This is a genomic window from Neisseria sp. P0020.S003 (assembly GCF_051957095.1).
Taxonomy (GTDB): Bacteria; Pseudomonadota; Gammaproteobacteria; order Burkholderiales; family Neisseriaceae; genus Neisseria; species Neisseria subflava.
In genome coordinates this window covers 301,425-322,777 of record NZ_JBQCWU010000001.1, presented here as the reverse complement: position 1 = coordinate 322,777, position 21,353 = coordinate 301,425, and the positions used below count along the sequence as shown (strand labels likewise).

At 51.4% G+C, this 21,353-nt stretch carries 34 protein-coding genes; 1 reads left to right on the top strand and 33 read right to left on the bottom strand.

The window, feature by feature from the left end:
* From ACTHTQ_RS01705 to ACTHTQ_RS01660, 10 genes are all read right to left on the bottom strand, one after another.
* On the bottom strand, positions 1–740 hold a 740-nt coding region (locus tag ACTHTQ_RS01705; RefSeq protein WP_440362883.1), incomplete at its 3' end, for a DUF4376 domain-containing protein.
* A 22-nt stretch (positions 741–762) separates the two neighbouring features.
* Complete coding sequence (locus tag ACTHTQ_RS01700) at positions 763–1,818, bottom strand: phage tail protein (RefSeq protein WP_440362882.1); 1,056 nt, start codon at positions 1,816–1,818, stop codon at positions 763–765.
* Positions 1,819–1,821: 3 nt separating this feature from the next.
* The gene (locus ACTHTQ_RS01695; RefSeq protein ID WP_440362881.1) at positions 1,822–2,400 is read right to left on the bottom strand and encodes a phage tail protein; all 579 of its coding nucleotides are present in this window, start codon (positions 2,398–2,400) and stop codon (positions 1,822–1,824) included.
* Positions 2,401–2,403: 3 nt separating this feature from the next.
* Entirely contained in the window at positions 2,404–3,546 is a 1,143-nt protein-coding gene (locus ACTHTQ_RS01690) for a baseplate assembly protein (protein ID WP_440362880.1), read from the bottom strand.
* Complete coding sequence (locus tag ACTHTQ_RS01685; RefSeq protein ID WP_440362879.1) at positions 3,537–3,914, bottom strand: GPW/gp25 family protein; 378 nt, start codon at positions 3,912–3,914, stop codon at positions 3,537–3,539. Before ACTHTQ_RS01685 ends, ACTHTQ_RS01690 begins: the two co-directional genes overlap by 10 nt.
* Positions 3,915–3,992: 78 nt before the next feature.
* Positions 3,993–4,601: a phage baseplate assembly protein V gene (locus ACTHTQ_RS01680; RefSeq protein WP_440362878.1), complete on the bottom strand. Its 609-nt coding sequence runs from the start codon at positions 4,599–4,601 to the stop codon at positions 3,993–3,995.
* Positions 4,585–5,685: a phage late control D family protein gene (locus ACTHTQ_RS01675; protein ID WP_440362877.1), complete on the bottom strand. Its 1,101-nt coding sequence runs from the start codon at positions 5,683–5,685 to the stop codon at positions 4,585–4,587. Before ACTHTQ_RS01675 ends, ACTHTQ_RS01680 begins: the two co-directional genes overlap by 17 nt.
* Before the next feature lie 10 nt (positions 5,686–5,695).
* On the bottom strand, positions 5,696–5,917 hold the full coding sequence (locus ACTHTQ_RS01670; RefSeq protein ID WP_440362876.1) for a tail protein X: 222 nt from the start codon (positions 5,915–5,917) through the stop codon (positions 5,696–5,698).
* A complete protein-coding gene (locus ACTHTQ_RS01665; protein ID WP_440362875.1) occupies positions 5,914–6,810 on the bottom strand; it encodes a phage tail protein in 897 nt (298 codons plus the stop codon). Before ACTHTQ_RS01665 ends, ACTHTQ_RS01670 begins: the two co-directional genes overlap by 4 nt.
* A complete protein-coding gene (locus tag ACTHTQ_RS01660) occupies positions 6,810–9,239 on the bottom strand; it encodes a phage tail tape measure protein (RefSeq protein ID WP_440362874.1) in 2,430 nt (809 codons plus the stop codon). The genes ACTHTQ_RS01665 and ACTHTQ_RS01660 overlap by 1 nt, the downstream gene beginning before the upstream one ends.
* 43 nt (positions 9,240–9,282) lie before the next feature.
* Here ACTHTQ_RS01660 and ACTHTQ_RS01655 point away from each other — a divergent pair, with 43 nt between their 5' ends.
* A complete protein-coding gene (locus ACTHTQ_RS01655) occupies positions 9,283–9,558 on the top strand; it encodes a hypothetical protein (RefSeq protein ID WP_254321754.1) in 276 nt (91 codons plus the stop codon).
* On the opposite strand, the gene ACTHTQ_RS01650 is transcribed toward ACTHTQ_RS01655, so the two are convergent.
* From ACTHTQ_RS01650 to ACTHTQ_RS01540, 23 genes are all read right to left on the bottom strand, one after another.
* Complete coding sequence (locus tag ACTHTQ_RS01650; RefSeq protein ID WP_440362873.1) at positions 9,555–9,680, bottom strand: GpE family phage tail protein; 126 nt, start codon at positions 9,678–9,680, stop codon at positions 9,555–9,557. The two genes, ACTHTQ_RS01655 and ACTHTQ_RS01650, sit on opposite strands and share 4 nt — an antisense overlap.
* Positions 9,681–9,720: 40 nt before the next feature.
* Positions 9,721–10,017 (bottom strand): phage tail assembly protein, encoded by a 297-nt coding sequence (locus ACTHTQ_RS01645; RefSeq protein WP_440362872.1) that lies wholly within the window; start codon positions 10,015–10,017, stop codon positions 9,721–9,723.
* Between the two features lie 102 nt (positions 10,018–10,119).
* Entirely contained in the window at positions 10,120–10,635 is a 516-nt protein-coding gene (locus tag ACTHTQ_RS01640) for a phage major tail tube protein (protein ID WP_440362871.1), read from the bottom strand.
* Between the two features lie 11 nt (positions 10,636–10,646).
* The gene (locus tag ACTHTQ_RS01635) at positions 10,647–12,041 is read right to left on the bottom strand and encodes a phage tail sheath family protein (protein WP_440362870.1); all 1,395 of its coding nucleotides are present in this window, start codon (positions 12,039–12,041) and stop codon (positions 10,647–10,649) included.
* On the bottom strand, positions 12,041–12,544 hold the full coding sequence (locus tag ACTHTQ_RS01630; RefSeq protein ID WP_440362869.1) for a Gp37 family protein: 504 nt from the start codon (positions 12,542–12,544) through the stop codon (positions 12,041–12,043). The genes ACTHTQ_RS01635 and ACTHTQ_RS01630 overlap by 1 nt, the downstream gene beginning before the upstream one ends.
* A gap of 2 nt (positions 12,545–12,546) precedes the next feature.
* Positions 12,547–12,975, bottom strand: coding sequence for a gp436 family protein (locus tag ACTHTQ_RS01625; protein WP_440362868.1), 429 nt, complete (start codon positions 12,973–12,975; stop codon positions 12,547–12,549).
* Positions 12,975–13,241 carry a hypothetical protein gene (locus ACTHTQ_RS01620; protein WP_440362867.1) on the bottom strand — a complete coding sequence of 89 codons (267 nt, stop codon included), beginning with the start codon at positions 13,239–13,241 and terminating at the stop codon, positions 12,975–12,977. Before ACTHTQ_RS01620 ends, ACTHTQ_RS01625 begins: the two co-directional genes overlap by 1 nt.
* A 2-nt stretch (positions 13,242–13,243) precedes the next feature.
* Entirely contained in the window at positions 13,244–13,576 is a 333-nt protein-coding gene (locus tag ACTHTQ_RS01615; protein WP_440362866.1) for a capsid cement protein, read from the bottom strand.
* Complete coding sequence (locus ACTHTQ_RS01610) at positions 13,577–13,843, bottom strand: Gp49 family protein (protein WP_049322387.1); 267 nt, start codon at positions 13,841–13,843, stop codon at positions 13,577–13,579.
* A 45-nt stretch (positions 13,844–13,888) separates the two neighbouring features.
* On the bottom strand, positions 13,889–14,824 hold the full coding sequence (locus ACTHTQ_RS01605) for a hypothetical protein (RefSeq protein ID WP_440362865.1): 936 nt from the start codon (positions 14,822–14,824) through the stop codon (positions 13,889–13,891).
* A 46-nt stretch (positions 14,825–14,870) separates the two neighbouring features.
* Positions 14,871–16,004, bottom strand: a complete 1,134-nt coding sequence (locus tag ACTHTQ_RS01600; RefSeq protein ID WP_440362864.1) for a 2-oxoacid:acceptor oxidoreductase — start codon at positions 16,002–16,004, stop codon at positions 14,871–14,873.
* A 215-nt stretch (positions 16,005–16,219) separates the two neighbouring features.
* Positions 16,220–16,564, bottom strand: coding sequence for a Mor transcription activator family protein (locus ACTHTQ_RS01595; RefSeq protein ID WP_079453739.1), 345 nt, complete (start codon positions 16,562–16,564; stop codon positions 16,220–16,222).
* Complete coding sequence (locus tag ACTHTQ_RS01590) at positions 16,557–17,036, bottom strand: gp16 family protein (RefSeq protein WP_440362863.1); 480 nt, start codon at positions 17,034–17,036, stop codon at positions 16,557–16,559. Before ACTHTQ_RS01590 ends, ACTHTQ_RS01595 begins: the two co-directional genes overlap by 8 nt.
* 148 nt (positions 17,037–17,184) lie before the next feature.
* A complete protein-coding gene (locus ACTHTQ_RS01585) occupies positions 17,185–17,460 on the bottom strand; it encodes an HU family DNA-binding protein (RefSeq protein ID WP_254321764.1) in 276 nt (91 codons plus the stop codon).
* 49 nt (positions 17,461–17,509) lie between these two features.
* A complete protein-coding gene (locus ACTHTQ_RS01580; RefSeq protein ID WP_254321765.1) occupies positions 17,510–17,707 on the bottom strand; it encodes a hypothetical protein in 198 nt (65 codons plus the stop codon).
* Between the two features lie 2 nt (positions 17,708–17,709).
* Positions 17,710–18,318, bottom strand: coding sequence for a DUF3164 family protein (locus ACTHTQ_RS01575; RefSeq protein WP_314052486.1), 609 nt, complete (start codon positions 18,316–18,318; stop codon positions 17,710–17,712).
* A gap of 11 nt (positions 18,319–18,329) precedes the next feature.
* A complete protein-coding gene (locus ACTHTQ_RS01570; protein ID WP_318250525.1) occupies positions 18,330–18,968 on the bottom strand; it encodes a hypothetical protein in 639 nt (212 codons plus the stop codon).
* A complete protein-coding gene (locus ACTHTQ_RS01565; RefSeq protein WP_049351484.1) occupies positions 18,952–19,452 on the bottom strand; it encodes a hypothetical protein in 501 nt (166 codons plus the stop codon). Before ACTHTQ_RS01565 ends, ACTHTQ_RS01570 begins: the two co-directional genes overlap by 17 nt.
* Positions 19,449–19,643 carry a hypothetical protein gene (locus tag ACTHTQ_RS01560; protein ID WP_049351483.1) on the bottom strand — a complete coding sequence of 65 codons (195 nt, stop codon included), beginning with the start codon at positions 19,641–19,643 and terminating at the stop codon, positions 19,449–19,451. Before ACTHTQ_RS01560 ends, ACTHTQ_RS01565 begins: the two co-directional genes overlap by 4 nt.
* Positions 19,640–19,816, bottom strand: coding sequence for a hypothetical protein (locus tag ACTHTQ_RS01555; protein ID WP_440362862.1), 177 nt, complete (start codon positions 19,814–19,816; stop codon positions 19,640–19,642). Before ACTHTQ_RS01555 ends, ACTHTQ_RS01560 begins: the two co-directional genes overlap by 4 nt.
* Positions 19,813–19,953 carry a hypothetical protein gene (locus ACTHTQ_RS01550; RefSeq protein ID WP_254321771.1) on the bottom strand — a complete coding sequence of 47 codons (141 nt, stop codon included), beginning with the start codon at positions 19,951–19,953 and terminating at the stop codon, positions 19,813–19,815. Before ACTHTQ_RS01550 ends, ACTHTQ_RS01555 begins: the two co-directional genes overlap by 4 nt.
* Before the next feature lie 10 nt (positions 19,954–19,963).
* A complete protein-coding gene (locus ACTHTQ_RS01545; protein ID WP_440362861.1) occupies positions 19,964–20,197 on the bottom strand; it encodes a hypothetical protein in 234 nt (77 codons plus the stop codon).
* Between the two features lies 1 nt (position 20,198).
* Positions 20,199–21,344, bottom strand: coding sequence for an ExeA family protein (locus ACTHTQ_RS01540; RefSeq protein WP_440362860.1), 1,146 nt, complete (start codon positions 21,342–21,344; stop codon positions 20,199–20,201).
* Positions 21,345–21,353 lie beyond the last annotated feature (9 nt).

The window sequence follows — 21,353 nt, the reverse complement described above, 5'->3', positions numbered from 1 at the left end:
TGCTCGTAGTTAGCTGTCCAGCCGTCCGAATAATCGTATTCCAGCGGATTTTCGGCCTTTAACATGGCGGCTTTATGGCGTTCGGCGTTGGCAAAGTCGGCCTGCTCATCCAATACCATCTGCGTAGTCATCTCATCCAGTAGCTCGCGGGTCATGAGGACGAAATCGTTTTCCATCGTTTTCCAGCGTAACCCCACCGGCAACTCTTTCATGGTGCGCAGTAGGATGTATTGGGTGCGGCTCTCATCGTTGGTGTGAAACCACTTACCCACGCTTTTGACAAATACCCCATGCCGCAGGTTGTCATACCTCTTATCTTTAATACGCTTCCACATCTCATCTTGTTGTTGCTCTTTGATTTGCACTGCAACAGCTGGGAGCAATACCCAGGCTTTAGCTTTATCATCCCATGTTTGATATTCATTCTCTCGTGGCAGCAGGGTCAACCCAGCGGGCAATTCGCCCACCTGCTCAATCACTACTGCCGTGCCATCGCTGGACTGATAGGCAGTCTTGCCACGATGGTCTGGTAGGTATTGCCATTCGGCTCTTTCAGGTAGCCAGCGGGCGGCGAAACCTGCGCGGGTTTCGGGAGGTTCGGCGTCGATGCAGCCTGCTGGCAACAGGTAGCTGCCATCTTCGGCCAACGGGTCGAGGTCGGCCACGGTTTGGTGCAGGTAAAGGTTGTCGGCATTCAACTGGCAGACGGGCTTGGTTGGCGGGTATTGGTTTTCGCTCATGATTTTTCCTTTTCAGACGGCCTTAAATTTTGATGCAGGGCAATAATGCAATGTTGCGTGGGCGGTTTTCGGCGGCCGTAGGGACGACACGCGAGGCGTCAAATTTGATTGCGTTCAGATATTCGCCTCCTGTAGTTACGGTAGACGCAGCATCATAGGATAGAGAACTATTGCGTTTGGTCATTGTAAATACACCAAGAATCTCATTAACTAAAGAACGATTGTAGTCATCTGAGACAAATTGGCCAGTGATGTTGCGGATGGCGTCTCCTTGCGCCGAGCCAAACACGCGCCCCGTATCCACACCCCTGCCGTCGTCCCAGCCGCGGATGAACTCACCGCGCAAATCGGGCAAATTAAACGTGCTGCGGCCGTCGCCAGCGCCGTAAGTCGTGCCGATAGCGGCAAACAGGGCGGCATAGGTGGTGCGGGATACGGCGGCACCGTTGGCTTTAAGCCAGCCGGTCGGTGCGGTCTGCCCGGCAAAGTACATCACGGCGCCGCTGGGTATCATGCCGGCGAGGTCGTCCACATTGAGCAGGCGCTTGCCGTCATAACGCAGCTCGCCGTCGTTGCGCATGGACAAATATTTGCCGCTGCGTTTGTTGTAAAAATAAGTGTTTACGTTGTTTGCGCCGATTTGCAGGTATTGGTTGGCAGCAAAGTCGCCTTCGCTGTCGGCCACAATCGCGCCCTTTTTCAGGGTGGTAAGGCCGGTAAAGGTTTTGTCGCCGGCGATTTCTTGGCTGTCGGTGGTTTTGACGGCTCCGTCTGCTGCTTCTGTAGCGGCGACGGCTTTGTCGTAGGCATCCTTCACCGCCTTCGGTGTGGCTGCCAGCTCTTCGCTGTCGCTGTCAGTGGCAGACGAGAGCTGTACGAGGCCGGCCTCGGTAGTGCTGGCCGCACCTGGTTTGTCCTTCTCCTGCTTCTTCTTCAAATACTGCGTCCGCGCCGCGAGTTGCATGGCCTGCCGGTTGGCAATGCCGTTCGGCCCGCCCAATACCGGGTCGGTGGTTTCCAGCTGGTAGATACCTTCCGCCCATTGCGGGTTGTTCAGTTCTTCCGTGATATTCGCCATTTTTTAAGCTGCTCCAAAGTTAAAGTTGCCGTCGTAGGCTGCACGCCCGTTGTAACGCAGAGGGACGGCCTGATAATCCAAGGCTGCCAACAGGCAGCGTGCCGGTGCGAAGGCGGCCAGCGTTTTGCGCAACAGCGCGGCCTGGTCGTTGGTAATCACGTTGTTCATGATGATGCGGTAGTACGCCCAGTAGCTGCCTGCACCGTAAACATGGCTGCCGTTGTAGTTGATGCTGCCGTCGTAGGTTTGGCCGTTCAGCCCCTCGATAATCCGTACCTCACCAAACCCGAGCCGCCGCACGATCTCGCGGATTGCCCACGGCGTGCCTTTGTAGCGGTGCAGCTCGTAGGCACCCTTAATCAGCTTGCGCTGCGCGTCGTCGGATTCGGCCAACCAGTAGCCGTCGGCACCCAAGATGCTACGACTTTCGGCCAACAGCGGCAGGTGTTCAGGGGCAACCAGATCGACCAGGCGCGGCATCAGCTGCGGCAGCTCGGCCAAATCCAAACGCAGTCCCAATTCGGCCAGCGCGCGGGCGCGTTGGTCGCGTTCGATGACGGCGGCGTAGGTTAGCTTGGCCATCGCCTAACCCTCCGCCGTTTGTGCGGCAATGCGGATGGTGGTACTGGTGCAGCGTGCCCACTGGTCGGGCTTGACCACAGTCAGCGGCAGGTTATGCAGTACCACGTTATAAACGCCGGCCACTTTCAAGGCTGTCTGAATGTCCAGCGGCACGATGTCCAAGCCGAGCCGGCTGCGGCGGACGGCTTCATACACAGCCCATGCCTGTTCAGCCGCTGCTTTGGCGGTGCGGGCATCGGTGCCGGTAAACAGGGTCAGCTCGGCGTCCAGCGTGTAATCGACGGCGGTCGGGGCTTTAACCACCACTGTATCGCACAGTGGGCGGCGTTTCTCGGCTGATAAGGCAGCCTGAATCTTGCCAATCAGCTCGGCATTGGGCAGGCCGTCTTTGGCCAGCACGGTCACCGCCACCCGACCGCCTATAGGCTGGCCGCCGCCGTCGGTATCGTTGGCCACGTGTACGTCCACCACCGCCGGGCTGGCCTGCCGCGCCCAATATTGGTAGGCACCCACCGGCCCGGCTACGCTAAAGCTCTCCGGTGCCAGCAACACGCGCTCGCGGTAGGCTTCGTCGTCTTCAATTTCCACCCCGCCGGCGGAAACGGTAGTGTTGCTGACGGCCACATCAATCGTCGGATGCAGCCGCTCGACCAGGCTGTTGATTTGTCCGACCGACCAGCCGTTGCCGACTGTGCCGGTTTCGGTGCATTCGGCGGCCACTTCGGTGCTGCTTTGGGCGGCAGTCAGCAGGGCGGCCTCGGTGGTAACAAAGCCGGTCTGCCCGGCATTGACCCGCGTGCCCTTGGGTACGGCAATTTGTTCCAAACCGCTCAGGGCGGCTCTAAAGCGCAAAGTGGTCAAAGCCGGCTGCGCCTGCAGGCGCGGGGTGGACACATCATCGCCGCACAAATCCAGCATCAGGCCGGTGGCAAAGCGCGGGTGCTGCTGGCGGTAGGCTTCATTCACCTGCTGACGAGTCAATGCTTCACGGTAGGCGTACACATTAATCAGCAAACGTTCGATATGAGCCGGTTGCAAGGTTTTGCCACTGTCGCGCTCATATCTAGCAATGGTATCGGCCAAAATCGTCTGCAAATCATCATCTACGACCTTGACGTCTTCACGCTTTAAATTGCTTAAATCCACGTTGCATTCTCCAAATTCACAGCCGTGCTATAGACCTCGCCCGATACATCATCGGCCACACGCCAGCGTACGGTCATGGTGATGTGTGGGGCGTAGCCGCTAAAGGTTACGTCTTCGACGTCAGCGCGTTTTTCCCATGTCTGAATAGCCAATACGACTTCACGTACGATATTTGGCACAAACACGTCTTCCGGCGTGTCGATGTAATCGAAATGGTTGCTGCCAAAGTCCGGACGAGTTACATCCGAGCCTTTTCTCGTAGACAAAATGTTATGAATACACAGATCAATATCGTCCACGCCCTGAGCCAAGCCGCTGTCACCAGGTGCGAGCTGCCAGTGTTTGGAAATCGGCGTGTCGAATTGCATAAGAAATCCCTGTATCCGTAATGAATACAGGGATTTTATGAAAGGCCGTCTAAAACTGATTTTAAAACGGATTAAAGACTATTCAGGTAAACCAGTTTTACCACCAGAGTCCCCGGGATGTTTATGTTGGGACAAAGGAATCCCATTAAGGATAATCTCACCATCCACTACCATAGTACCCTCAATATTTGCAGCATCACCACCACCTGAATTAACTGCTGACAGACCAGCTGTATAAGTCAACAATCCATTGACTGTCGTATTTCCGCTAACCATCGTTTCTGGAGTTTCGATAGACACTTTGGCTCCAGCTTTAATTTTAACCACTCCGTCAGTCTGAACAGAAATATCCCCGCTGGCACGGTCATGCTCAATCACAGTGCCATTTTTAAATCGGCGTATCCATTTGTCTTTACTGCTTGCAGGAGGCTTGTCGGCCGTGCTGTAAATTGCGCCAATCACACAGCCGTTTTCGCCGCGAGCGTCCAGCAAGCAGACAACTTGCTCACCTTCGTCGGGCAAGCTGTAAAACTGATTACCGCCGGCGGCTGGTGTGCTCATCGGTAGCCAGTCGGTTTCCATATCTTCCAATGCAGGAATTTTAACGCGCAGATTATGACCGGCTTCATCTACCGCCGATACCATGCCAAATTGTAGAGTCGCCGTAAAATCATGCGTTTGAGACATCTACTTTCTCCTCGTCTTCAATATACTCAATCATCTTAACCTCCAGTTCGGTCGTATAGCCGCTACTGCTGCGATATTCATGCCGTGCCTGTTTAACCAAATACTTACCGGAAAACTTACCCATGTTTTTCAGCCTAACGGTTTGCCCTGCAACCAGCAGCGCGTTGCCGAACAAGGTAATGTTCCCGGCACATTGATCGTCTTGTGCTTCAGCCAGTTTGGCATCGGCACGAGCATTAAGCTGCGCTTGGCTCTCTCCTTTATTCGGCACTATTTTCAAGGTGTCACCAGTGTGGCCACGTTTAGATTTTGGGCGTAAAGGTTTTGTTTTCCGCTTAGCAGACACCGTTTTTTTGGTTTTCGGGTCATAACCGCGCATCTCAACCTGGGTTGGCACGCCTTTAATCAAGTCACGTAAACGAATTCTCATCATATCTTCCGGACTCAAAACCACCACGGCTTCACGCTCTTTCAGGGCAGCATTATCGGCAAACACCAGCTTATCCCCGACAATTTTGAAGGTGTGGCCATACTCTTTGGCCAACCGGCTTAAAAACTCAACGTCGCGTTCCTGATACTGAGTTACGCGTTTTATTTTGATGTCTTTAACTTGCACGGTAAGCTGCAATTTCAAACGGCCTGCCACTTGACGAACAATCTCTGCAAGCGTGGTATTTTCATACGCACGACCTTTTAAGGTACGGCTTGCTTTACTGATACCTGCAGACAAAGCCTTCATGCTTACCGTTGACGGAGGATGGTTATACTCAATCTCAGCGATCTCAAAGCTGCCCAAAGCCACCAAACCGGTAAATTGGTTGCCCAAACTCAACGCAAGTGCATCGCCTTGCTCGGGATACCAACCACGTAACCAACGGCCATCCACATCTTCAAACTCGACCTGTAACTCATCAGATTGACCTTCGAGATAATCCGTATAAACAAAGGAAATCAGGTAGGGGGCAATATCCCCGGTGATGTCCTTGTTTTCATAGCTCAGCGTGAAATCCGGCTTGGTTACCGGGTGTGTGCCGTCTGTATTGCCCTGAGCGACTAAGCCGGAAAAGAAACCCTTAATATCCATCCCAACCCCTTCAGCGCATCCAAGGCGGCAAATCGGCCTGACTGTTTTTCGGTTTGCTTTCCAGCACCGGCACAAACACCGTCAAGCCGCTGACAAACTCCTCGGCCAACGGCAAATGCGGATTTGCCGCAATCAGGCCGTCAATCAACAGCGCATTGCCGTAATGCTTGTGCGCAATCAAATCCCAACGGTCGCCGTCTTGGGTGGTGTAGCGTATTAGCGCACTCATCATTTATCCTTTCTTGCCGCCAGCCAGCCGGTCAAAGCCTGGGCAGCAGCAGAGCCGTTTGCCAGCGCATCAGATGCCTCGGCAACACCGTCCCCGACTGCAGTTAGCCAGCTACCGACAGAGCCACTCTCATACCCGGCACGCAATGCACCGACGGCACCGCCAAGCCTGTTGGCCGCTTGCCCTGCCTGTAATGCAAACTCAGCCGCGCCTTTAAGGTCGCCGAAAATCGCCGTTACTTCGGGCAAGGCATTGAGCCGTCCTAAAGTGCTGCCACCGATATTGAGTGCGTCCCCCAACAGGTTTAATGCCCCTGACGGGTCGTTTTTCATGTTTTTGGCAGCCTGTATCAGATTCTGCATATCGCTGATGCCCGCTTCGGCTGCTCGGTAAATTTTCACACCTTTTTCCACCGCCGAAATCAATTTGCCCGCTTTTGCCTGCACGCTCTCCGGCAATAAGGACAGGAGCGGATTTTGCCCGCCCGACTTGACTGCCGGGGTCGGGAGCGGGTTATTCGGGTCGCCGACAAACTGGGTCAGCTCCACATCCAATTCACGCGCCGCTGTCCGTCCTTGCGCGTCCTGAATCAATGTGCGCTCGGTCAGGCTTTCAATTACAAACCAGCCGACAAATCGCCCTGAACCATAAACCAACGACACCGCCTGCTGCGCCTCCAGAGCAGCCAGCAAGCCCTTGTAGGCCGTGTCGGGATTACCCAACATCCAATGCAGCTTTAACCCAAATCTCAGCGTGGTCAGCTCATTTTCCATCGCCTGCAGGCGTGGTCTTCCCTTAAGCACTTCATGCTTGGCAAACTTGGCCGAGTGCTGCGCTTCCAGACTGGAAAAACTTTGCAAGGTTTCAAACCGTACATCGCCCAACATTGCATACATCAGAGAGCCCTCCGTTCACGGTCGGCCATCATACGTTGAAACAGCGTTTCAAATTCGCGCAAACCCATTTGTAAGGCCGTCTGAATTTGTGCAGGGTTGCCACCTGGCGCGTTGATGGTCGGATTAAAATTAATGGTCACACCACCAGGGGCGGACGCAGCCTGCCGTGCCTGCTCAAAATCTGCACGATGACCGGATACACGCGAAGCAACATCAGCACGTAACTGACCGACACGGTTCGTAAAACTGTCTTTCAGACGGCCTGCCCATGTGCCGATAGTACCGATTGGCCGACTGGCCGTACGGCGGATACCGATATCCAAACCTTGGGTGATAAAACCACCGAAACGGCGAAACTCACGGCTTGGAGAATGGATATCCATTACCGCTTGGAATTTAGCCTTAATCGAATTACCGATAGATGCAATAGTGTCATATACCGCTGCCGCCGCTGATTTAATGCCATTGATCAATCCCTGAATCAGCATCCGACCAAAGCCGGAAAAGGTTGACGGTAGGGTTACTCCAAACCAGCTCATCACACCAGCAAATGCCTGATAGAACAAACCGAGTGGTGAAAAATTGAGAATGGTTTCTGCAATATTGCCTATACCACTACTGAAGAAGGCTGTGATTTTTGCCCAAAGTCCACTGAAAAATGTTACTAAGCTTTGCCATAATGCCTTTGCGCCACCAACCACCTCTGACCAATTGTTGTAGAGCAGATAGGCGGCAACGGCTAACAGGCCAAGCGCAAGAAAAATCGGATTGGCCATTAAAGCCATACCCAACTTAAGGAAGCCGGAAGCCAACATAGGAAGGAAGCGAAGAACAGACATGATGCCGGAGCCGAAAACAGAAAAAACTGTTTTTAATAAGCCAAAGCCTTTAGCTAAAAAACCAACACCTGATTTAAATCTCAAGACCGTTGCCATCCAGTCTGCACCAAGCAAGGTTTTAGCCAAACGAAATGATGTCATTAAGCCGCCAATTTCATTGCCGAGAAAACGGAAAACAAAACTGCCGGCTTTGAGTGAAGCCAAACCTGCAACCACATAAAAAAGAGAATTTGCAAATTCAGGATTCTTAGCTGCCCAATCAGCAAAACCGTTTACAAGCGGCTTGATAGCGTTCATTCCTTGATTCAGAGCAGGCAGCAGAACGCTGCCAATGGTGATGCCAATTTCTACCAAACCGTTTTTTAAAAGTTGCCAGTTATTGGCTGTTGTGGCCGAACGTGCAGCGAACTCCTTTTCCATACTGCCCATGAATTCAGGAGTTCCGCCTTTACCCGTTTTTTTTAGCTCTTCGATAGACTTCTTATATGTGTCCAAACCACCCACAAGCGCAGCCACATCATCGGCATATTCCAAACCGAACAAATCAACCAATGCACCCATTTGATTTTCTTTAGGCAGCTTTTCAATTTGCTTCAAAAAATCTATCAAGGCTTGTTCGCCATTTTCGGCAATCGCTTTTTTCAAGGCTTTGGAATCAGTACCCATGCCTTCCAGAACCGCCTGGAATTTCTTGCCCTGCTTATCAGCTGTCATCAACTTGGTCAACATACCGTTGATGGCTGTACCTGCTACTTCCGGCGTCCTACCCAAAGCGATAAAAGCACTAGAAAGCGAGGCCGTCTGAAGCTCGGTCAGGCCGAACTGCTTAGCCACGCCGCCCACCCGACCGAGTGCATTGACAATTTCCGAAGCTTTGGCCGGGCTGCTGTTGGATAAATGGTTGATGGCGTCACCAAGTTTCCCTATTTGGGTAATTGGTATTTGGTAAACATTCGCCAGCTTGGCCATGCTCTCGCCAGCTTGTTCGGCAGACATATCGAAAGCTACCGACATTTTGGCAATGGTTTCAGTAAAAGAGGAAATGTCTTTACGCGCAATCCCTAACTGACCTCCCGATGCTGCGATTTTGGCCAGTTCACTGCCAGCCATCGGAATGGTTCTGGTCAGCCTTAAGATGTCCTGCTCCATTTCCTTGAATTGCTGCGGCGTGTCAAAATCAATGACTTTTCGTACATCAGCCATCGATGACTCAAACTCTACTGCCAACTTTACTGGGACGGCGATTGAACCAGCAGCAGTAGCTGCACCTAAGATTTCATCTTTAAAGCTATTACGCTTATCGTAATGCTGCTGGCGTTTTTGCTGCAAAAGAGCAACATCGGTACGCTTGGCATCAATTTTGGCAATAGCGCGTCCAAGTTGATCGTATTCCCGTTTTAACTCTCCAACACGACTACGAGTCATACGCAACGGGTTTTCCAAGGTTTGTCCAAGCATTTTTTGACGCTTAGCCAAATTCGCACTGGCTTTATCCAGTACATCTAAAGAAGATTTGACAGATTTTATTCCGGCCACCGCCGCACCGACGGATGCGCCGACGGTAATACCCAGCGTTAAACCGTTTGCCATTTTTATTACCAACCTTTATGATATAAGCGTTAAGGAGAGGGCTATGTACGCAACTAAAAAATACGAACAAATTTTCAATCACGTCAGCGATACTACTTTTAATGCCTGCTTTGTTTTGTATTTGACTGCAGTAGCCTTTACAGTAGTCGCTTATTCATCTGCGCCTATCATTGAATTGATAGTGCCACTGATTGTTGTCTTAACTGCTGCCGTTGTACTTTATTTGCTACTTGGCGGATTACCAGTTCTACTTATCAGTTTGGCCGTTGGTGGCTTGGTCGCTGGATGTGTCTTCATCAAAGACAAACTGACTTCTTAAATACCTCCGATTCTTCCGTAGCCCGCCTTGATTTGGCGGGCTGCTTCTTTTTGCCAGTCTTCAAACTCATCAAGCGGCAAGGCATACACCTCTTTCACACTCCAGCCAAACCACCAAGCCAAATCGGCAACAGCCTTCAAAAGCTGCTCATCTGCTTCTTTATTACTCAGCAGCGGCTTCGTCTTCTTGTGAGCGACGAAACCAGTCTTGCACCTGTTTGTAATCATACAAATCAAGCTCGTCCAAATCTTCAGGTACCAAACCTGTGATGCGCGCGAAAATCGTCAACTCCTGTTCGGCATCGCTGCTCAAGTGCGCCACAGCACGCAAATCACCCACACGCGGACGGCGCAGTTTCAGTTCGGTCAGGGTTTCGCCCGTCGCTAAACGTACAGGATATTTCAGCTTTACGGTTTTGGTTGCACCCAAGTTTTCTTGCAGTTTTTGCGCTTCAGTCATCATTTAATCCTTTTGAAAATCAATAAAAAATTGCTGTACCCAAGAAAGATACAGCAATTCTGCCAAAGGCCGTCTGAACCGGCTTTTAATGTGTTTTAATACTTATGCGCCGATGTTTTTACGCATCTGTGCCAATATATCTACGCCGTCGACGCGCAGAATATTATTGAAGGAGTTGTAGTAGAAGAGCTCTCGGCCATCAGCGACTTGGCGTACTTCATTTACCTGGAAGGTGCTGGGAAACTCTGCCTTTTCTTTTGGTTTAAAACCACCCAACGCATCTTTGCCGAATGTGCCGGTCATGGTAGTGACCATCGGCACTTCTTTCTGCAAACCTGCTGCATCGAATGTTTGCAGGTTGGAACGAATCATCAGCTGCACCGCTTTAAACGGATTCTTGCTGCGTGCGGCCACTTCGGGATAAAAGCTGTTCCATTTGATTTCGGATTCCAAAGCCTCCATGCCGCTTGGCAGCTTGATCGTACCGAAAAGACCCAAGCCGGTGACTTCATCCATAGTGAACTCGACTTCAGGCGCGGTAATTTCTGCCGCCTTGCCCAGTAGATTGTTGCCGTCGATATAGACGTTGGCATTGTAAATTGCATTTAATTGCGCCATGTTTCAGCTCCTTAATTGCCGCTGACCAAGTTGGCCAGATATTTTCGGGTCATTACCGAAGTATTGGTCAGGCGTTCGGCCGGAATTTTCGGCGTGTATTCATAAACGATGGGGACTTGACCTTTGCTGAATGCGTCGACCAAATCGTAGTCGTAGTCCAAACTCAGAGAGAAACCGACGATGGACGGCAACGTACTCATGTAGGTACGGACGGTTTCCAGCAGGCTGTCGAGCAAGGCTTCATCAATCGGGCGGTCGACATATTGCAGCTCGGCGCGACGGATGGACTCGTCAATCAAGTCGCCGGTACGTTGGGCTACCTCAAAGTTCTTGATGTGAGAAGTAGTTGGGAAACAGGCAAGGCGGTTACCCCACATACGATAGCCTGTACCGTAGGAATTGAAGACAGTCGTAATGCCTTTTTCGTTGAGGCGGTTGGTTTCGGACTGCGGGTCGTCGGCGCGAGCAGTCAGACCGATTTCCACGCCGGTTACACCCAAGAGTTCGCGGTTGGATTTGCTGAACCAATAACCCTGCTCAACATCAGTCTTCATGCGCAGACCGGCAGCGTGGGTAGCCAGTGATTCTATACCCAGTAGACCGATCACATGCGGGAAAAACAGCTCGGCACGGTCGCTTGATGTCTGAAAATTAATCGTACCCAATGGCCCACGGCCTTCGAGAGCTTTGCTCAAGGTCGTGCCTTCAGGTGCGTTGATATAGGCAATTGCATTCAGGTTGTCGGCCACGGTAATCATTTTGGCGGCAACGGTAGCCGTTTTGTCGTACTTCGGCACAATAATGATTTTGGCATCTGCGCCTTGGCGATTGTAGCCTTCTGAGAGCAGCTCCAAGCCCGTGCGCTTTCCGGTAGCCGCGACATATGCACCAATGATGTCAGCCTCTGTTACTTTGGTCGGGTCGACGTAGCTGTAACTGATTTTCGGGGCGGTCGGTTTGGTTTTATACACAATCTCGCCGGTTAGCGTGTTGATGGTGTAGTGCTGGCCTTCGGTCAGTGCGGCTGCCCCGTCAGTCAGGGCATAACCGGCAAGCAGTGCAGGTTTGGCGGTATAGGCCGTCAAGGTATTGCTGTCGACGGTCAATACTTCGTTCTGTACTTGGGTCTTATGGCGTGCGGGATCGCACACGTTAATCACATAAGCCACACCAGAAGCATAACGTGTCCAAATATTGGCCGCGTCAGGCAAAGTAAAGCCTTTACCGGTCAGCTCACCGCCAAATTGTGCAAAGTCTTTCTTGGTTTGACACACAGTCAATTCGTTGACTGCACCGACTGGTGCAGTACCGACAATAGCCGTAATCGCACCGTCAACGGTATAGACAGGATTAGAACCACCGTCAATACGGATGGTCTCCGTACCATGATGATAGGCTGCTGCCATTATGAATTCTCCTTAGTTTTTAAATCAGGGTTTAATGCATTTCCATGCAATCGGCCATGCACCTTAATGAGCAAGGGATTGGTATTGGGCTTACACACTTCGACTTGTTGAGTTTCCGTCTGAATGGTCAGCTCATACTGCCATGCACCGGCATCTTCGTTTAAAAAACGCTCTTGCAATAAATGACACGGCAGACAGTTTGGAGGGCGGAAGCCGACAATCGCCAACCGGGCTTCGTCTAAAATCGCCAGCGTGCCTTCATCGCCGTGCAGATTGCTGCCGATAACGGTTAACACCAGCGTCATGTCGCGCTGCTGGGCAATGTTGCCCAAATGTTCCAAATCAGTGAACTTACTGCCACCGTAGCCAACCAAAATCGCACCGGTCGGGTGGATAAACTGGTATTCAGACGGCCTTTCGGGAAACGCTTCCACGATGACCCATGGAATGGCCGTCTGCAAATGCTCAACTACCGCGTCAATAACAGGACGTGTCGCACTCACAATCAATACCCCGTCATGTCAATACGCGAACCGCCACGCGTGTGATACGCACCTGGCTCCGGCTGCGCCTCTTTGTCCAAAGTATCAACGCCGATATGGATTTTGCCGTCGCGGATGGCTTCCAACGTTTTCAGAGTCGCGTTGTAGGCAGTCTCCAACGTCTTCGGAAAATCCGCCCGATTGATGCGGCGCGAGTGCAGGAAATGGCGGGCAATGTTGATACACAATGGCGGCAACACCGTCGGCACCGACTTGAGAGGCAGCGGATAGCGCCCACGCAAATAGCCGTCAACCAAGTCGCTGGCATAGCGGATGGCTTCATCCACTACCGCCATATCCGGCTCAGCCGCACGCGGCTCATCATTGGTCAACTGCACCAATTCCGGCTTACTCATAGCCTTGAGCATATTCTCGGCGTTGATGTAGTACATTACGCGTCCGCCTTTGTTTTGCGTTGCGTTTTGGTTTGAGACTCAGGCTCTTTAGTTGGAGTAGATTTAGACGGCGTTTTCTCTTGAGCTTCTGCCTGTTGTGCATCCAGCTCTTCGCCTGTAGTTGCCGTCGGCATCACATGAGCGGCCACTGATTCGTATTGTTCAGGTGTCAGCTCAATAGCTTCGCCTGCTTCCACACGGAATTGCTTACCGGCTTCGTCTTCAAGAATCAATGCAGTGTTTGCGATATAAACCTTAGCCATGATTAACCTTTCAACAATACACGAACAGTTTCACCTGCGGCGGTTGCAGCAGTCAGAGCCGTACCGGCAATTTTTGACGCCCAGGATACTGCACAGCCTTGTGCGTCTGCGCCTACTTCCGCACCGATAGCCACTGCGCCACCTGATTCGACAACAGCAATACCGACCACATCGACTGCAGCAGTATCACCAGTTTCAACATCATATGGAGCAACACCCAAAACGGTCTCGCCGGCTTTAGCCTGTGCGCCTTTAAAATTAACAAAGCGGTTTTTCACAATCGCGCCTGTTGCGGTAATAGTAGTTACCAGTACCACTTGTTTGGTTTGAGCCATTTAAACCTCTACTTTCTGCATAACTGCATTTTCTTTCAAACGATAAGCTTCCAATTCCCACAGATGGCGAATAGCATCTTGGTATGCCAATTCACAGCCCATCTGTTCGTCAAAAATATCGTGGCTAAAACAAGCTGCCTTACCAATCACGACAAAACCTGATTTCAGGGTCAACGAGCAAACGATTGCAGTTGTCTCACCCACACGGTGATAATCAGCCTTATCAATCTTGTTTTCGATTTCTTGAGGTGTAATCTTTAAGCTCATATTTTTTCTCCCTAGCCGTCTAGGCACTCCAGACGGCCTTGTCAATTAATCTACTGCGTTTTCAAATAAGAAACCGCACGCACTGCCCACCACAGCCGCTTTGCGGATATCGGTATAACGGGCATATTCGACTTTGCCACCAACTTCTTCATAACGGTCGACCACAGGCATGCCGCGGCGGCGGATGGTATAGCCGAATGCAGGTTCGCCTTCGTCATTACCGTCTGAAACCAAATCGGGGCGAACAATCAAGCTGGCAAATTTACCCCAAACATCCTTGGTGGGTTTGCCGGTTGCAACAGATGAAACAGCCTGACCGACAATGATGTCATCCAGTTCCAGCAGGTTTTTCAACTGCTCGACAGTCAACAGAGATTTACGGTCATTGGCGGACAGAGAGGCGAGGAGAGCCTTATTGCGCTTGAGTTGAGACAACACGCTGGCACCTACTACCAATACACCGGGGCGCACACCGCAAGCTGCACGGACGGTTTCACGTGCACTTTCAATATCGGCCAACGGGTCTGAATCATCGGCACTCCACTTTTTCGTGGCCGCCAAATCTTTAGTGTGGCCACTCTGATAAGCAGATTTCGCCTGCAGCAAAGCAGCCGTTTCGATTTCTTGTCGCAGTTGCACACCCTTGGTAGCGCGACGGGTAGCTTTGGCTTGCTCGTTAAACAACGATTCCGCTTGCTCACGGTAATCCACGCCAATCGCTAAATCGTGTTCTTCCAACACAATCGGCAGATAGTTCGGAGCATCCAAAGTAATCACGTTAGACGCTGCGCCGACGGCACGCTTGGTGTCGTATTCGACAAAAGAGCCTTTACCGAACACCGGCACCTGTACGCCTTCTTTATCAGTGAATACTTGAGGGAAAATTTTCTCGGCAATAAATTCCGCGTTTTTATAACCGACTGCCAGATTGGTTAAAACTGGATCGACCTGACCGCGCAGGCGGCGCAAATGAGAACTCATCGTTCATCCTTTCAAATTGAAATGCGACAACATCGTCGCTTTTAGGTTAAACGGCGGTACGGCGTGCCGCTTCTTCGTAGCTGATGCCTTCTTTGGCTGCCAAAGCCACAGCACGTTCGTGATGGCTCAGCGCATCAGGATTAGCCGCTTCGGCAAAATCGGCTGGCAGTCCAGCGGCGGCCATAGGAGTAGTCCCTTTGGCATAGTGGCCGCTTGGCAATACTTCCGGCAGGTTGCGCAAAAACTGGCGCAACGCTTCGCCAATGGTGCTGCCTTCGCCAAAATCGACGCTGGTATGTTCGGGGTATTCTGCGAAGTCCAATACCTGCACCACCAAATCCTTATCAGCGGGTTTCAGACGGCCTTCTTTTACCAAGGCTTCGGCAAATTCGGCATTCTGTTCATGTTGACCTTCACGCAAGGCTTGGTCTTGCTCGTCTTGCAAGCGTTTCAACTCTGCTTCCGCAGCGGCTGCCTTAGCTTCGGCTTGTTCACGGGCGGCTTTTTCGGCTGCCAGTTGTTCTTCGGGCGACATAGAGGTCTCCTTGTTTTCATGGGTTTGAGATTCGTTTGGGGTTACAGGGTCGGCAAATGCCGGTGTGGGCGGTTCGGGCTGCCAGTCTGCCGATTCTTCAATGTCGCGAATTTCCCAATCAGCAACGACTTTATCGGCGGTGGCCGCGTCGTACTGCTCAATCAACCACTCACGCAGACGACGGAAAATCGAGGCCGTGCGGCGGTGTGCATATTCGGAAAACTCGACATACTCATCGTCTTCAGCAAAATTAATGGCGGATAAACCTTTTACCGCAGGTGGTTGCGCACCGAGAAAACCGACATGGCGCAGATACCAAGAGCCTGGCTTCGGATTGCTCGGGCTGTCGGGCGGATAGAAGCTCGCTGACACCTTTTTGTAGCGGCCGTCTTTCACCAAGCCAATAAAATCATCGTCCATTTGCGCAAAATCGGCCGACAGCACACCACCATCGGCTTGCAAACTGCCCACCCAGCCATAGGCCGGAGCATCGGTCTTCGGATGGCCGATAACCAGCGGTGCTTCATGCAGCTTTGGATCATATGCAGCAGCTGCCTGAGCCACATCCGCATCGGTAATCGTCACTTTTCGGCCGTTATTGTCAGTACGCGTGCCGGATTTAAAAATTTCAAACAACTTTTTCACAAAAAAAGCCCCATCGGATTGATGAGGCTATTTTGACAAAGGCCGTCTGAAACGGCTTTTAATGCGGTTTAAAACATGTTTTACTCAAAATGCGCAAAAACGGCATTTTTAGCGAGTTTATAGCTCAAGGTAGGCAAACCCCCGACCAAGACGAGAAACGCAATATAAAAGCGGTCAGGATAAAACCTGACCGCCATTCCGTTTTATTACGAGACTTATCCAAACAAATCAGTCTGTCTTTTCGACCTTTCCGCATCTCCGACTGCTTTCACAATGCGATAGATTTGTTGAACAGTTAAATCAAATTTCTTACTTAACGCCGCATGATTCTTACCATTAAATTCCCGATATACCTGTTGGTCTCTTTCCGATACCTTGCCGATATGGTTCTTCGGGATATAAATCAATTGGCCTCCCCAGTTGTCCGTAATGAATCTTGCCACCTTCTTACTTACCACCTTCGCCTGAGTTTTATCCAACATCGGCAGCTCAGAACATAAACAGGCAGACATTTGGTCTTCTAAATCGGTCACCAGCTCGGGTACGCGTTCATCAGCCACTTAGCACCTCCAGTTTTCTTTCCTCGCGTAACAACCATTGTTTCAAGTGTTCAATGACCTTCTGTGCATTATCAATATCAAGCCAGCCATGATAATCAACGCCGACCATACGCTTTACAAACCTACCCAAAGCCAGCTCGGACGGATTTCTTACTGCACCGATACCGTGTAGCCCAAGCCATAACGCACGTATTTTTTTAATTTGGCCATCAACCGCAGGATGGGCAGGCCGGACTTTAATATCCGGCTTGTCACTTTTAGCCTGCGCTTTTGTCGTTACTACAAAACCACGCGCCTTCAGAGCCGTTACCACCAGTTCTAACTCATCGACCGACAACTTAGTGCTGCTCGTTTTCCCGCGCGAAATATTGGCCAATAGCGTACGGTACTCGCTATCGGCCATCATCAACTGCGTTTTACCGACGTGAATCAGACGGATTAAACGCTGTTTTTTCGCTTTTGCCGTTTCCATGCTAATCCTTTCTTTTCACATACTGAAACGCTGTTTCATATATTTAAATAAATCAATATATTATGCCTGATTCTACATTTGCCGGTAGTCATTTGGCAAATAAAAAAGGCTGTCTGAAACTTTCAGACGGCCTTTTTTTATAGCCTGGCTATGGATTAACTGCTTTTTTCAACGCCTTTCCAGGGCGGAATTTAGGCGTTTTACGTGCAGCGATGGTCAGCGGTTCGCCCGTTTTCGGATTGCGGCCTTTACGCTCGGCAGATTGGGCGGTGTGGAACGAGCCGAAGCCGACCAACGTAACGTCTTTGCCGTCCTTCATCGCCTGCGTTACCACGCTGACAAACGCATCGACAAATTCTGCCGCATCGCGTTTGTTCAATTCCGCCTCATCGGCGATGGCTTGGATTAATTCAGATTTATTCACTTTTTGACTCCTATTTAAGATTTAAATGCGGCAGACCGTGCCGCGCGGTTTATTGGATATTGGCTAACTCCAGCTCTTTGCCGGTTACCTGTCGAATTTCTCGGTTAAGGATGGCCAGACACAAAAGGCCTGCACTTTGGGCGATGCTGCCACCGTCTTCATCATCCTTCGGCATCGGTTCGTCCGAAGTCAGCTTGACAAACAGGCCGCCCGACTGATCGCTGATGAGGATATTTACCGTCGCCATTTTCACACCTTCGCCACATCCAAATTCATCAACTGATACTCCCCATCCTCGCCGCGCTGATACACCCGCACAAACGGCTTGCTGATATGCACCTGCAAACTGTCGGAGAGCGCATCCATCGCCCGTTGCCATTTTTCATCCGTGATTTGCAGGCGGCGCAGACCAAGTACGCGGGCGGTGCTGATATTGCCTTCTTTATCCACCTGAAACGCCGCGTTAATCAGTGTTTTCAATTCCGTGCGGCTGCCTTCCGTCCATTCGTTGATGCACTCGTCAATCAGGGCTTTGGCGGCAATCAATCCCTCGTCAAATACCAGCGTGTCCTGCATGGCAAGGTTGACGCGGTATGCGCCGTCAAAGCTGTGCAGGCTGATATTGCCTTTCTTACCGCCGACATTCACGTCATAGCGGTCGGCACTCAACTGTACAAACGCTGCAATATCGTCCATCGCCTCGCGTTTGAACGCCATCAGTTTATCCTGTACCGCGCGGGCTTTGGCGGCGATTTCCTGCACCAGCTCATCGCGCAGCAGGTCGATTTCTTTAATATTGGCCAGCGGCACGAGATTACCTTTGGCATCCTGTTTGTATTGGGTTTTATCAATGTTCATTTGTTTCCCTTTCATTTTGATTTTCGAAAATGCGTGGCCTCGGGGTATTTTTTAAAACCAACTTCGGGCATAAAAGCGTTATCGTCATCAACTTCTACTGCCTCCACGTTCTCGATGATCGTTCCATCGGGTAGTAGTACGTCGCAAATCCACCCGATACACGGGAGTTCATCGTTTAGATTTTTCCAATCATTCATTTCTTTACCTTTCTGCCTTTCGGCATAAATCCTTTGACATTCGTCCACCGACCGGTGCCTCGGCCCGTGTATCCAATCCCTGTTCATGCAGGGTGCGTTTTTCAATCTGCCGACAATCTTTTTCAGCTCGGCGGACTGCGCCTTGCCGTATTCCGTCGGCTGGTGCTTCTTTTCCAGCCTCGGCACCATTCTGATTTCGGGCGGCGGCAGGTGTTTGATAAGGTCGGCAGGGTTTGGCCACTCTGACGAGGATGCCGCGATAGCCCTAAAGGCTGCCTGTATCCTGATTCCGTCCTGTTCCGGTTGCCACGACCGGCCGCTCAGTATGCCCAACCAAAGTTCGGCGACTGCCGTCAAATCCGCCGAGGCAGGGCGGCCTTTGAGGTTTAGGGCGGCGAGCATCATAAAACCCTGCGCGATTGCTTTTTTAAGCCAGTTATTGTTCGCCTCCATTTGACCACTCCATCAAACCGCCCAACCCGCTCCTCAATTTGGTGTTTGCCACCTCTCCTGCGGGAGAGGGTTGGGGAGAGGGCAAAACCGCCGTTCCCGCCGTCTTTTCAGGCGACCAAAACGTAATGTTTTCCAACAAATAACCGTGGCTGGTCAGCGGCGGCGTCAGCTTTCCTGCGTCCCGTGCCTCAAGGCATCGTGTTGCCGCCCAAATCCAAGCCTCACGCGGAGCCGGGTAAGTTTTACGATTACGGACGATTTCGCCCTCCCGTATCATCGGCGCAATCTCGCCAATAAGCTTTGAAACCCGGTTAAAACTTAAATCCTTTTCGGCGGGGCGAAACAGCGTCAGATACCGCAATACCGCCTTAAAAAGGTCGTCTGAAATGCCGGTCAGGGCAATCAGGGCTTCACGGGCATCGTCATGGGCGATTAAGACATCCAAGCTCATCACCGCGCCGCAGGTGGGGCAGCGTACTTTCATCGCGCCGCCTCCAAATCCTTACGGCTCAAACACCGCAATGCCGTCTGAACCACATCCTCAATTTCATCCGATAGCCGAGATGACACATACATCATCACAAACTTACCCGACACCGTTGTCAGCTCAGTGACAAGATGTCCGCCTTTCTCGCGCCAAACCGATACTTTGATTTTGCTGTAATCCCTGTTCATTTTTCCGCTCCCGCAGGCTCCAAAACTACGCCTGTTATTTTGTCTGTCTCGCTCATCCCGCCATAAACCGCTTCCCAGTTTTTATCGGCTTCCAGAGCATCTCTTTGATCTGCCGTTGCCGCGACCGGCTGGCAGGCGGCAAGCATGGCGGTCAGTATCCATAACCCCCTCATTTGTACTGCCCCCTGTCATAGACGTTGATCTGCATAGGCTGTTTTTGGCGGCAAGGCTCGGTCAGCATTGCCTGTATGGCTACGACGATGGACAGCAGCACAATTACAATGGCAAATTCGATTTCATATTTTTTCATTATTTCCCCTTTATTTTTCAGACTCTTCCGATTCGTCGATACCGGCCAGGACGGCTAACTCCACTATGTCCTGCCAAGTCAATACAAACCGCTTCCCAGTAGCTTTACTGACGACCATCGGCTCACATCCCACAGAGATTTCCATCGTGTATTCCATGCTGCCGACTTTCCCGGTAGCTACCTGTTGTCTAAATGAGAGCAGCAAGTGATTGGGGTCAATAATTTTTCCGAATTTGTTATCCATCTCACACCCCCCGTACCACATCGCCGTCAACCATCTCAAAACCAAGTTCCGCCGCCTGATTCATCGCTGCAGCCACCAAGTTGTTGACCGCCAGCGGATAGAGCAGGCTGTTGGTTTCCAATCCCTTACTCGTGCGGCTTTTGACTGTCAGACGCTCGGCAACCGCATCAATCGCGCTTTGGTCTAAAATCTTCGCCATGTCCGCATTGACGCGGTCAAATTTGTGCTTGAGATAGCCTTCTAGTTTGCCGTCGGTCAGCGGCAAGAGTGTGACCACCTCGCAGCGTTGCACCACCTCGCGCACCGCAGGATTGTTTTCGCTAAGTTTTTGCGCCAACTCCGTCTGACCGATTAAGACAATCCCGAGCAGGCGTTCAAACCCGTTTTTCAGCTCAAAAAAGCGTTTCAGGTGTTTCAGGGTCGGCAGCGGCAGACCGTGCGCCTCCTCAATCAAAAGCAGGTGTTTGTTGCCTGCTTTCGCGCTTTCTGCCAAAGCGCGGTGGATTTGTCTAAAACGTGCTTCCGGGCTGCGTTTAGGACTGGTTCCCGGCGACACCGCCTCCAAAATTGCCTCGGCAATATGTACCGCCTTAAGCGTTTTGCCTTTTTGGTCGTTGTCTTCCATTGCCAAGACATAAGGCTCGATCAGGATGATTTGTCGGCCTTCGCGGTTGATACGGTCTTGCAGGTCTTCGCGCAGTGTAGATTTACCCGCGCCGCTTTCACCGACCACCGCCACAAAACCGCCGTGGCAGGCCGTCTGAAACATCGCCTCGCGCACATAGCGCACATCCGGTGTCATATACACATCGTCCGCAGACTGGATTTCGTCATTAAACGGATCGCGGAATAGGCTAAAATGTTGTTTTGCCGCTTGGTTTAAAGTTGCTTTTCGTAGTAACATCTCATTGTCCTTGTCTTCGTAAGTTGCTTGGGCAGGTGCGGCTTCCGGCTCGTTTCTCAGGCTCGCTGGGATTTCCGCACCATTCGTTTCAAAAAATTGTTTCAATTTCCTTCGCAGCTCGGCTGCGTTTTTTTTCGGCCATTGCCCGTGATTGACTACCGCCACTAGCATCGGCTTGCTGCATCCGATTTCGGCTGCCGCGGCGGCATAGGATTTGCCGATTTGCTTAAAGGTCTGTTTCATGCTTTCCCT

What these genes read in the sequence shown, in the direction of transcription:
- ACTHTQ_RS01545 (WP_440362861.1), bottom strand. Translation starts at nt 20,197, where the DNA reads ATGGATAACAAATTCGGAAAAATTATTGACCCCAATCACTTGCTGCTC.
- ACTHTQ_RS01575 (WP_314052486.1), bottom strand. Translation starts at nt 18,318, where the DNA reads ATGAACATTGATAAAACCCAATACAAACAGGATGCCAAAGGTAATCTC.
- ACTHTQ_RS01640 (WP_440362871.1), bottom strand. Translation starts at nt 10,635, where the DNA reads ATGGCGCAATTAAATGCAATTTACAATGCCAACGTCTATATCGACGGC.
- ACTHTQ_RS01665 (WP_440362875.1), bottom strand. Translation starts at nt 6,810, where the DNA reads ATGTATGCAATGTTGGGCGATGTACGGTTTGAAACCTTGCAAAGTTTT.
- ACTHTQ_RS01635 (WP_440362870.1), bottom strand. Translation starts at nt 12,041, where the DNA reads ATGGCAGCAGCCTATCATCATGGTACGGAGACCATCCGTATTGACGGT.
- ACTHTQ_RS01550 (WP_254321771.1), bottom strand. Translation starts at nt 19,953, where the DNA reads ATGAAAAAATATGAAATCGAATTTGCCATTGTAATTGTGCTGCTGTCC.
- ACTHTQ_RS01695 (WP_440362881.1), bottom strand. Translation starts at nt 2,400, where the DNA reads ATGGCCAAGCTAACCTACGCCGCCGTCATCGAACGCGACCAACGCGCC.
- ACTHTQ_RS01645 (WP_440362872.1), bottom strand. Translation starts at nt 10,017, where the DNA reads ATGACTGAAGCGCAAAAACTGCAAGAAAACTTGGGTGCAACCAAAACC.
- ACTHTQ_RS01590 (WP_440362863.1), bottom strand. Translation starts at nt 17,036, where the DNA reads ATGGAAACGGCAAAAGCGAAAAAACAGCGTTTAATCCGTCTGATTCAC.
- ACTHTQ_RS01540 (WP_440362860.1), bottom strand. Translation starts at nt 21,344, where the DNA reads ATGAAACAGACCTTTAAGCAAATCGGCAAATCCTATGCCGCCGCGGCA.
- ACTHTQ_RS01680 (WP_440362878.1), bottom strand. Translation starts at nt 4,601, where the DNA reads ATGTCTCAAACGCATGATTTTACGGCGACTCTACAATTTGGCATGGTA.
- ACTHTQ_RS01655 (WP_254321754.1), top strand. Translation starts at nt 9,283, where the DNA reads ATGTACGCAACTAAAAAATACGAACAAATTTTCAATCACGTCAGCGAT.
- ACTHTQ_RS01560 (WP_049351483.1), bottom strand. Translation starts at nt 19,643, where the DNA reads ATGAACAGGGATTACAGCAAAATCAAAGTATCGGTTTGGCGCGAGAAA.
- ACTHTQ_RS01580 (WP_254321765.1), bottom strand. Translation starts at nt 17,707, where the DNA reads ATGGCGACGGTAAATATCCTCATCAGCGATCAGTCGGGCGGCCTGTTT.
- ACTHTQ_RS01670 (WP_440362876.1), bottom strand. Translation starts at nt 5,917, where the DNA reads ATGATGAGTGCGCTAATACGCTACACCACCCAAGACGGCGACCGTTGG.
- ACTHTQ_RS01570 (WP_318250525.1), bottom strand. Translation starts at nt 18,968, where the DNA reads ATGGAGGCGAACAATAACTGGCTTAAAAAAGCAATCGCGCAGGGTTTT.
- ACTHTQ_RS01555 (WP_440362862.1), bottom strand. Translation starts at nt 19,816, where the DNA reads ATGAGGGGGTTATGGATACTGACCGCCATGCTTGCCGCCTGCCAGCCG.
- ACTHTQ_RS01615 (WP_440362866.1), bottom strand. Translation starts at nt 13,576, where the DNA reads ATGGCTCAAACCAAACAAGTGGTACTGGTAACTACTATTACCGCAACA.
- ACTHTQ_RS01620 (WP_440362867.1), bottom strand. Translation starts at nt 13,241, where the DNA reads ATGGCTAAGGTTTATATCGCAAACACTGCATTGATTCTTGAAGACGAA.
- ACTHTQ_RS01675 (WP_440362877.1), bottom strand. Translation starts at nt 5,685, where the DNA reads ATGGATATTAAGGGTTTCTTTTCCGGCTTAGTCGCTCAGGGCAATACA.
- ACTHTQ_RS01700 (WP_440362882.1), bottom strand. Translation starts at nt 1,818, where the DNA reads ATGGCGAATATCACGGAAGAACTGAACAACCCGCAATGGGCGGAAGGT.
- ACTHTQ_RS01625 (WP_440362868.1), bottom strand. Translation starts at nt 12,975, where the DNA reads ATGTACTACATCAACGCCGAGAATATGCTCAAGGCTATGAGTAAGCCG.
- ACTHTQ_RS01605 (WP_440362865.1), bottom strand. Translation starts at nt 14,824, where the DNA reads ATGAGTTCTCATTTGCGCCGCCTGCGCGGTCAGGTCGATCCAGTTTTA.
- ACTHTQ_RS01685 (WP_440362879.1), bottom strand. Translation starts at nt 3,914, where the DNA reads ATGCAATTCGACACGCCGATTTCCAAACACTGGCAGCTCGCACCTGGT.
- ACTHTQ_RS01610 (WP_049322387.1), bottom strand. Translation starts at nt 13,843, where the DNA reads ATGAGCTTAAAGATTACACCTCAAGAAATCGAAAACAAGATTGATAAG.
- ACTHTQ_RS01660 (WP_440362874.1), bottom strand. Translation starts at nt 9,239, where the DNA reads ATGGCAAACGGTTTAACGCTGGGTATTACCGTCGGCGCATCCGTCGGT.
- ACTHTQ_RS01565 (WP_049351484.1), bottom strand. Translation starts at nt 19,452, where the DNA reads ATGAAAGTACGCTGCCCCACCTGCGGCGCGGTGATGAGCTTGGATGTC.